Source organism: Candidatus Sodalis sp. SoCistrobi (assembly GCF_900143145.1).
Lineage (GTDB): Bacteria > Pseudomonadota > Gammaproteobacteria > Enterobacterales > Enterobacteriaceae > SoCistrobi.
In genome coordinates this window covers 1-9,143 of the sequence record NZ_FRDB01000118.1, presented here as the reverse complement: position 1 = coordinate 9,143, position 9,143 = coordinate 1, and the positions used below count along the sequence as shown (strand labels likewise).

The window sequence follows — 9,143 nt, the reverse complement described above, 5'->3', positions numbered from 1 at the left end:
TGCTCATGCTGAGTTTCCAGCACTAGATTAACTGCCCGTTCACGGACTTCCGGAGAGTAACGTTTGGTCGTTGTCATAGAGACCTCCACTTTTAAAGTATAGACTCTAATTTATCCGGGGTGATTCAGATAGAACGCGCGGTAAGGGAAACGGGTGCCTAACAGCACCAAAGTATCGGCATTCATCATCGCATGATAGCCGGAAGAGAAGCCGATAAGGCCGGTCATGCCCACGTCATAGGGATTGTCCCATTCCAGATGCTCTTTGCCGCGCAGGGCGTGCACCACCGGCGCTTGCAACTGACGGGCCAGCGCAACCACCTCGTCGTGGGCGCCGGCGCAACCGCTGCCGCACAGTAATGTCACGTTACGGGCCTCATTGAGCAGGGCGGCGAGTTTCTCCAGCTCGCCCATCGGCGGTACCCTCAGCGGCGCGCAAGGGGTGTACCAGTCCGGTCGTTCCCCTTCCGGCGCCGGCTTGAGGGCGACATCGCCGGGCAGGACAATCACCGAGACGCCCCGACTGATGATGGCTTTGCGCATGGCAATTGCCAAAACTTGCGGCAGTTGTTCCGGGTTGGACACCAGTTCGCAGTAGTGACTGCATTCGCTAAACAGCGACGCGGGATGGGTTTCCTGGAAATAGCCGCTGCCGATTTCACTGGACGGAATATGGGCGGCGATAGCCAGCACCGGCACCTGGTTGCGGTGACAATCGAACAGCCCATTAATCAAATGCAAATTACCCGGCCCGCAAGAGCCGGCGCACACCGCCAACTGGCCGGTGACATGGGCCTCGGCGCCGGCCGCAAACGCGGCGACCTCTTCATGGCGCGTGCCGTGCCATGCGATGGTACCCATCCGGTTAAGGCTATCGCTCAGACCATTCAGCGAGTCGCCGGTGACGCCCCATATCCGCTTCACGCCGGCCTGTTCCAGGGTTTGGGCAATCATCGTCGCTACAGTGTCTTTCATGCTACCTCCGTAGAGAATGTCTCGGCAGCGCCGCGCCGGGCGGCCGTCTGGTTATAGGGTAGACCTTATCGGCGGCGTGGGGGTAGGCAATTGTGGCCGCACGACGTGCTGCGACCGGTGAGAGACAGGAGACGTTAGCCTGCTTAACCGTTGGCGTGCACCGAAAACAGCGCGATGAGTACCGGCGCCAGCAGACTGAGCAGAAAACCCTGCACGATGGCGGCGGGCACGATTTCCATTCCGCCGCTGCGTTGCAGCACGGGCAGGGTGAAATCCATCGAGGTGGCGCCGCATAATCCCAGCGCCGTGGTGCGGCGATGCTGTATCAACAGCGGGATCAGCATAATCGCCAATAGCTCGCGCAGTAAATCGTTAAAAAACGCCGCGCTGCCGATGACCGGCCCGAAGGCATCGGTCATCAAAATACCCGAGAGCGAATACCAGCCATAGGCGGAGGCCAGAGCCATACCGGTTGACAGCGGCAGCCCCAGCAGCAAGGCGGCCAGCGCGCCGCCGGCCAGCGCGCTCACCGCCACCACCAGCGCGACCAGCAACCCGCGACGATTGAGGAGTATTTGCCTAAGCGTCATGCCGCTGTTACGTAACTGGATACCCACCAGCCACAATAGCAGGATCAGCAGGAGCTCGCTGGCCCGGGTCGCCAGGCTGAACCCGGACCAATGGGTCAAACCGAGCGCGAAGCCGGCGAGCACCACGGCGCAGAGCTTGAGCGAGTCCAGGATCATGCGCCAGCGCGAGGGCGGCAGCGTATGCGCCACGGCGCCCCGCCAGGGCAGGGCTTTTTCCAGCAGCCCCAGCGCCAACACATTCATCGCCAGGATACACAGGGCGCTGACGGCGGTGTAAACACCGATACGCAACAGGTTACTGGCGAGATTGGGCAAAAAGGCCAGGCTGATGCCCATCAAGAAGAGAATGACATACACCATGGCGCTCAAGGCGCGATTAACCCCCTTTAACCAACGGACGGGCGGGCGGGGCAGCGTATAGCCGACAATGAGCGGAACAAGAATAAGCAATAGACTGGCATACATGAACAGACCACTTCCTTATGGCGCAGCGGGACGATTGACCGCCGCAGGCCCGATGACGTAGTGTGGCGATCGACCGCCACACGCTAGCGAAAAGCGCCGGCGCTGTAAAGGGCAGCGTTGCGGAAAGACACCTCGCCCGCCGGCCAGCGGCGCAGCAGGCGATTTATCGCATAATTAAACTTGCGTCATAAAAGAAAAGTGTTATAACTTGAGAGTATGCAGACGTCAGCGGCAGAAAAAAATGCCAGCAACAGGCTGGCATTTCATGCGGTGACACCTTTTATTGCGAGGCGCGTTATTAGGCAACAGTCTCGGCTTCAACAGGCACAATCAGGCTCGCATGGTTCCCTTTGGGCCCCTGATGAACCTCGAATCTGACGACTTGCCCGGCCTTCAGCGTCCGGTAAACGTCCATCTGGATCGTTGAATAGTGCGCAAAGATATCCTCGCCGCCGTTTTCCGGGCAGATAAAACCAAAACCTTTGGCGTTATTGAACCATTTAACTTTACCCGTCTCCATGTTTCTACATCCCTCGCAACCGAAGCTTTTATGTGATGAGGATAGTTGACGTCGTAAGCGGCTGATTACCCGCATCCGCTTATGCCTCTACACTCTAGAGGATAGCGATAAGAGATCAAGCGATGGCTAAAGAGTTGGCTGACGACATTATCAAACTTTGAAGCAGTTAACGCTTTAAGGCGTTTTTTTCTGACCGTTGCCGGCACACCCGGACAAAATCCTGACGCTGCCGGCGGCTATTTTGATAGTCCAATGGTAAGATGAAAGAAAGGGGCTGCTCTAGCGCAGCGGTGATGATTTAGCGTTGGAACAACACGATGGGCAAGACAAGCGACAGGCTGGATGAAGGCCATCTAGCTGAAGAACAGGTAAAAGATGCGGTACGACCCCCGTCTATGTATAAAGTCATACTTATCAATGACGACTATACTCCAATGGAATTTGTTATTGACGTATTGCAAAAGTTCTTTTCTTATGATGTTGAACGTGCAACGCAACTGATGCTTAGGGTCCATTATCAGGGAAAGGCCGTCTGCGGAGTCTACACCGCGGAGGTCGCAGAAACCAAGGCGGTTCACGTCAACCGCTATGCCCGGGAAAACGAGCATCCGTTGCTTTGTACGCTGGAAAAAGCCTGAAAAGGCAATCTATTTGGGGAGGTGCCAATGCTCAATCAAGAACTGGAACTCAGTTTAAACATGGCTTTCGCCAGAGCGCGTGAGCACCGGCATGAATTTATGACCGTGGAACATCTGCTGCTTGCCCTGCTCAGCAACCCTGCGGCGCGCGAAGCGCTGGAGGCGTGCACGGTCGATCTGGTGGCCCTGCGCCAGGAATTGGAAGCCTTTATCGAACAAACCACACCGACCTTACCCGCCAGTGAAGAGCGTGAAACGCAACCCACGCTCAGTTTTCAGCGCGTGCTGCAGCGCGCGGTCTTCCACGTCCAGTCGTCTGGACGCAGCGAAGTGTCCGGCGCTAACGTGCTGGTGGCCATTTTCAGCGAGCAGGAATCTCAGGCGGCCTATTTGTTGCGCAAGCATGATGTCAGCCGCCTGGACGTGGTGAATTTTATCTCCCACGGTACGCGTAAAGACGAGACGCAGGCACCCGGGCCTGAAACGCCGGTCAACGAAGAGCAGTCAGGCGGGGAGGAGCGTATGGAAAACTTCACCACCAACCTTAATCAATTGGCGCGCGTTGGCGGCATTGACCCGCTGATTGGCCGCGACCGCGAGCTGGAACGTGCCATTCAGGTCCTGTGCCGCCGCCGGAAAAACAACCCGCTGCTGGTGGGCGAGTCCGGGGTGGGTAAAACCGCCATCGCGGAAGGGCTGGCCTGGCGGATTGTGCGCGGCGAAGTGCCCGAAGTCATCGCCGACTGCACCATTTACTCCCTGGATATCGGGTCATTGCTCGCCGGCACCAAATACCGCGGTGATTTTGAAAAACGCTTCAAGGCGTTGCTTAAGCAGCTTGAACAGGACCAGAACAGCATTCTGTTTATCGACGAAATTCATACTATCATCGGCGCCGGTGCGGCGTCGGGCGGGCAGGTGGATGCCGCCAACCTGATTAAGCCTCTGCTGTCCAGCGGCAAAATCCGCGTCATGGGCTCAACGACCTATCAGGAATTCAGCAATATTTTTGAAAAGGACCGCGCCCTGGCGCGTCGTTTCCAGAAGATAGACATTACGGAACCGACCGTGGAAGAAACGGTGCAGATCCTGACCGGGCTGAAGACCAAATACGAAGCTCACCACGATGTGCGCTATACCGCCAAAGCGGTACGGGCGGCGGTGGAGCTGGCGGTGAAATACATCAATGACCGCCATCTGCCGGACAAAGCCATTGATGTTATTGATGAAGCGGGCGCCCGCAGTCGGCTGATGCCTGTCAGCAAGCGCAAGAAAATCGTCAACGTGGCGGATATCGAGTCGGTGGTGGCGCGTATTGCCCGTATCCCTGAGAAAACGGTGTCGGCGAGCGATCGCGACGTGCTGAAAAATCTGGGCGATCGTCTGAAGATGCTGGTTTTTGGTCAGGACAAGGCCATCGAAGTGCTGACCGAGGCCATCAAAATGAGTCGCGCCGGGCTGGGCCAGGACCATAAGCCGGTGGGTTCCTTCTTGTTTGCCGGCCCGACGGGCGTCGGTAAAACCGAGGTAACGGTGCAGCTGGCGAAAGCGCTGGATATCGAGCTGCTGCGCTTTGATATGTCGGAATACATGGAGCGGCACACCGTCAGCCGCCTGATTGGGGCGCCTCCCGGCTATGTGGGCTACGATCAGGGCGGGTTGCTGACCGATGCCGTGCTGAAGCATCCGCACTCCGTGCTGTTGCTCGACGAAATCGAGAAGGCCCATCCCGATGTGTTCAATCTGCTGTTACAGGTCATGGATAACGGGACGCTGACCGATAACAACGGCCGCAAAGCGGATTTCCGTAATGTGATCCTGGTGATGACGACCAACGCCGGCGTACAGGAAACCCAGCGCCAGTCGATAGGGCTGATTCAGCAGGATAACAGCACGGACGCCATGTCGGAAATCAAGAAGGTGTTTACGCCGGAATTCCGTAACCGTCTCGATAACGTCATCTGGTTCAATCATCTCTCCACCGACGTTATTCAGCAGGTGGTCGACAAGTTTATTGTCGAACTGCAGGCGCAGTTGGACGCCAAAGGCGTGTCGCTGGAAGTCAGCGACGACGCGCGCAACTGGCTCAGCGACAAAGGTTACGACAAAGCGATGGGTGCCCGGCCAATGGCCCGCGTGATGCAGGAGAACCTGAAAAAACCGCTGGCCAACGAGCTGCTGTTTGGTTCATTAGTGGATGGCGGCTCGGTGCGGGTCGAACTGGACAAAGAGAGTCAAACCCTCAAATACCAGTTCCTTAGCGCGCAAAAACGCAAAGCCGAAGGCGCGGTGCACTAGCCCCTGGCGGCACGGCCTGAGCAGGGCGATATCTTCGGGTATCGCCTTTTTTTTGTCACCATGTCGGCCATCACGGTGCGCCGCCAGCGGCGCAGTTGCCTGTCTTACGGTTAGCACCGCGCAGGCCGTTGGTTACCGAGCATTGGCGCGCAGCGGAAAGCTTGGCGACACAGTTGAAGGGCCTACGGTTATCACCGCGCAGGCCGTTGGGTAACCGAGCATCGGCGCGCAGCGGAAAGCCCGGCGGTGCACTTTGGCGGCACAAGGAAAATCATAGCGCAGGAGAATGCGGCGCGGGTCGCGAGGAGCGGGGCGGGCCGTGAAAGCCGTTGCAGCACAACGCGAAGCGGCATGAGAGGGGCGATAGCCCGGATTGCACAGCCGGATAACCGGTGCCGGGGTCATCGCCTTCTTCAGCCGTTATGGCGGGTAGACATACTCACCGGGGTCGCGGCAGGGGCAATTATCGCGCATCATGCCGATAATGATCACCGGTACCGCCCGGGGCAACGCGCTCAGATAATCTCAGCGGCTGCGGAAGACAATGCGGCCTTTGCTCAGATCGTACGGAGTCAGCTCAACGGTGACTTTGTCGCCCGTCAGGATACGGATGTAGTTCTTGCGCATTTTACCGGAGATATGTGCGGTCACCACATGTCCGTTTTCCAATTCCACGCGGAACATGGTGTTAGGCAGCGTGTCCAGTACGGTGCCTTGCATTTCAATATTGTCTTCTTTGGCCATCGAATCCTCTAGGTGTGAATACCATAGTTTTTAACCGGCAAGATAATGCCGAAAAACCCTCATTATGTAAAGAAATGATGAAGAAAGCCGCATCATCTGCCGCTTTCAGAATCAGGAAGGACGGTGGAGAGGGTTTGCGGTTGCCAGCAGCCGGCCGCCAGCGATAAAGGCAGTAATTGCGTAAGCATAGCCAGAAAATCGCCGCGTGCAATATTATGCGCGCCGAGCGATGCGGTATGCGCATTCAATACTTGGCTGTCTACCATTTTTCCGCCCTGATGCATAAAATAACGACAAAAACTCGCCAGCGCCAATTTTGATGCGTTCGGTCGGCGACTAAACATCGACTCGCCAAAAAATATCGCCCCCTGCGCCACGCCATACAGGCCGCCGACCAGCGTCTCGTCGTCCCACACTTCGACTGAATGGGCATGGCCGAGCTGGTGCAAATGGCCATAGGCGATTTCGACTTCAGGACCGATCCAGCTGCCTTCCGTGCCGCGCTCGGCGCAGGCGGCGACCACAGCGGCGAACGCCTGATTCAGCGTGACGCGCCAACGGCAACGGCGAGAGAAGCGGCTAAAACTGCGGCTGTGATGGAACGCGTGCGGAAACAGCACCGCACGGGGATCCGGCGACCACCACAAAATGGCGTCGCCGGGCGAATACCAGGGGAAAATCCCCTGCCGGTAGGCGCCGAGCAGCCGCTGCGGCGACAAGTCACCGCCGAAAGCCAGCAGGCCATTAGGCTCGCTGAGCGCGGCGTGCGGCGGTGGAAAATGCAGAGAGTCGGGTGAAAGCCGGTAAAGTCGCATGCTGCCGATGACTACTCCAATCCGTCTGAACAAGGCCGAGAGGCAACCACCGACCGGCACGGGTTTATCGCTGACGAGTATACCTCTAACGGCCGGTGATAGTGATAATAGCGTCCGCGCTGCGCCATCAGCGCCTGATGGCTTCCCTGCTCGATGAGGGTGCCGCGATCCAAAATACAAATGCGGTCCAAACGTTCCAGTCCCCGCAACCGATGGGTGACAATGACCACCGTTCGTCCTTGGCCCAGCGTAGCCAGCAAGTGCAGTATTTGCTGTTCGGTAACGGCATCCAGCCCCTCGGTGGGCTCGTCGAGCAGCCACAGCGGGGCGTCGTGCAGTAGCGCGCGGGCGATGCCCATGCGGCGCTGCTCGCCGCCGGAAAGCGCACGTCCTCCCTCGCCGATCCAGGCGTTGAGTCCTTCCCCCGTCAGCAGTTTGTCAAGACCCACTTGCCGCAGGATGGTGCTTAGCTGCTCATCGTCGGCGTCCGGCGCCGCCAGGCGCAGATTATCACGCAACGTGGCGCTGAAAATATGGACGCGCTGCTCCACCACGGCGGTCATCGCGCGCAGCGCGCTTTCGCTCCACTCGCGCAGCGGCACGTCATTAAGCCGGATCTCCCCCTCCTGGGGATCCCAGGCGCGGGTCAATAATTGCAGCAGGGTGGATTTGCCGCTGCCGGTATGGCCGAGGAGAGCGATATGCTCGCCGGCGGCCACCGTCAGGGTCAGGTCGTCAACGGCGGCTACTGTCTGCTGGGGATAGTGAAACCGTAGCCGGCTGACGCTGAGGGCGACGCCGGCGGCCGGCGCAGGGCCGGCGGCGGGAAAAATCACCTCCGGCGACCGTTGGACAACGGCGTTCAGGCGCACGGCGCAGGCGATGACCTGTCCAAGATGTTGAAATGCGCCCGCCACCGGACCTAACGCCTCGAACGCCGCAAGCGTTGCAAAAGCAAACAGGGCCACCAGCGGGCCGGAGCCGGATGAGCCATCGCCGCCCACGTCACCGGCGACTTGCCACAGCACCCCGGTCAATGTCAGGCCGGTCACCAGCAGCAGCAGGCTTTGAGCGCCGGCGCCCAGCCCGCTTTGGCGGCGCTGCTGGTCTTGCCAACGCTGTTCGCAATCGTCCAGCCGGCGGCGATAGCGTTCGGCGGCGCCGTACAGGGTGAGTTCGGCGTTGCCGGAAAGCCAGGCGGTAAGCTGCAGACGGTAATCGGCGCGTAAAGCGGTCAACGCCTCGCCCACCGGTTTACCGGCGCGGTAAAACAGCGGCGGGAACAGCGCCAGGATCGCCAGCATGACCGCGCCGAGCGTCAAGCCCGCGCGCGGGTCCAGCAAACAGAGGCCGGCGCTCACAACAAGCGTGACCACCAGCGCCCCCGCCAGCGGGGAAATAACCCGCAGGTAAAGGTGGTCCAGCGTATCCACATCCGCCACCAGGCGGTTGAGCAGTTCCGCCCGACGCAGGCGGGCGGTGACGCCCGGCGAAAGGGGCAGGATACGGCTGAAGGTGTAAAGCCGCAGATGCTGCAATACGCGGAAGGTCGCATCGTGGCTGACTACCCGCTCCGCCCAGCGGCCGGCGGTGCGGGTAATCGCCGCGCCGCGCACGCCGGCGGCGGGCAGCATATAGTTAAAGCTGTACAGGCCGGCGGCGCCCGCGGTCGCCGCACCGGCGAGGAACCAGCCGGAAAGCGTCAGCAGGCCGATGCTGGCCAGCAGCGTGATAATAGCGAGCAGGACGCCCAGGGCGAGTTGTCCGCCGTGGCGGCGGTAAAGGGCCAAATAGGGCAGTAATGCGCGCATCGTTACAGCTCCTGTGCTCGGGAAGCAATTAAATCGGCCAGCGGCCCAGCGCTAACGGCATAGGTATCTACACATTTATCGTGATACCTGTTATTACTTTGCAGAATGATTTCAACCTATCTGTTGGCGGGATTGACTCTCGCCTTACCCGCCGATATCAAACGCTGGTTAAACAGCATATGACGCCCGCGGCTCTTCTTGCTTCTGCGGTTAAAGACCTCGCAAGTGCTCAAAAATCAACTTTCGCAACTACCCAAGCTGTCTGGCGTTTTCTGAATAATAAGCGAA

At 59.0% G+C, this 9,143-nt stretch carries 7 protein-coding genes and 2 pseudogenes; 3 read left to right on the top strand and 6 right to left on the bottom strand.

Going from position 1 to position 9,143, the window contains the following annotated elements:
- Positions 1–119: 119 nt before the first annotated feature.
- The 3 genes and pseudogenes from CINSTRO3249_RS09320 to cspD form a co-directional block, all read right to left on the bottom strand.
- Positions 120–974: pseudogene (locus tag CINSTRO3249_RS09320) on the bottom strand (thiamine pyrophosphate-binding protein); the annotation flags it as partial.
- A 143-nt stretch (positions 975–1,117) separates the two neighbouring features.
- Positions 1,118–2,029, bottom strand: coding sequence for a LysO family transporter (locus tag CINSTRO3249_RS09315; RefSeq protein ID WP_074013077.1), 912 nt, complete (start codon positions 2,027–2,029; stop codon positions 1,118–1,120).
- A gap of 298 nt (positions 2,030–2,327) precedes the next feature.
- Positions 2,328–2,549, bottom strand: coding sequence for a cold shock-like protein CspD (cspD, locus tag CINSTRO3249_RS09310; RefSeq protein WP_074013076.1), 222 nt, complete (start codon positions 2,547–2,549; stop codon positions 2,328–2,330).
- A 317-nt stretch (positions 2,550–2,866) separates the two neighbouring features.
- Here cspD and clpS point away from each other — a divergent pair, with 317 nt between their 5' ends.
- A complete protein-coding gene (gene clpS / locus CINSTRO3249_RS09305) occupies positions 2,867–3,187 on the top strand; it encodes an ATP-dependent Clp protease adapter ClpS (RefSeq protein WP_074013075.1) in 321 nt (106 codons plus the stop codon).
- Between the two features lie 27 nt (positions 3,188–3,214).
- Positions 3,215–5,485 (top strand): ATP-dependent Clp protease ATP-binding subunit ClpA, encoded by a 2,271-nt coding sequence (clpA, locus tag CINSTRO3249_RS09300; protein ID WP_074013074.1) that lies wholly within the window; start codon positions 3,215–3,217, stop codon positions 5,483–5,485.
- 525 nt (positions 5,486–6,010) lie between these two features.
- Here clpA and infA read toward each other — a convergent pair.
- The 3 genes from infA to cydC all read right to left on the bottom strand — a co-directional run bounded on the left by infA (position 6,011) and on the right by cydC (position 8,855).
- A complete protein-coding gene (gene infA / locus CINSTRO3249_RS09295; RefSeq protein ID WP_002211347.1) occupies positions 6,011–6,229 on the bottom strand; it encodes a translation initiation factor IF-1 in 219 nt (72 codons plus the stop codon).
- A gap of 92 nt (positions 6,230–6,321) precedes the next feature.
- A complete protein-coding gene (gene aat, locus CINSTRO3249_RS09290) occupies positions 6,322–7,044 on the bottom strand; it encodes a leucyl/phenylalanyl-tRNA--protein transferase (protein ID WP_074013073.1) in 723 nt (240 codons plus the stop codon).
- A gap of 11 nt (positions 7,045–7,055) precedes the next feature.
- The gene (gene cydC, locus CINSTRO3249_RS09285; RefSeq protein ID WP_254304335.1) at positions 7,056–8,855 is read right to left on the bottom strand and encodes a heme ABC transporter ATP-binding protein/permease CydC; all 1,800 of its coding nucleotides are present in this window, start codon (positions 8,853–8,855) and stop codon (positions 7,056–7,058) included.
- An 80-nt stretch (positions 8,856–8,935) separates the two neighbouring features.
- Here cydC and CINSTRO3249_RS09280 point away from each other — a divergent pair.
- A pseudogene (locus CINSTRO3249_RS09280) lies at positions 8,936–9,143 on the top strand (hypothetical protein); the annotation flags it as partial.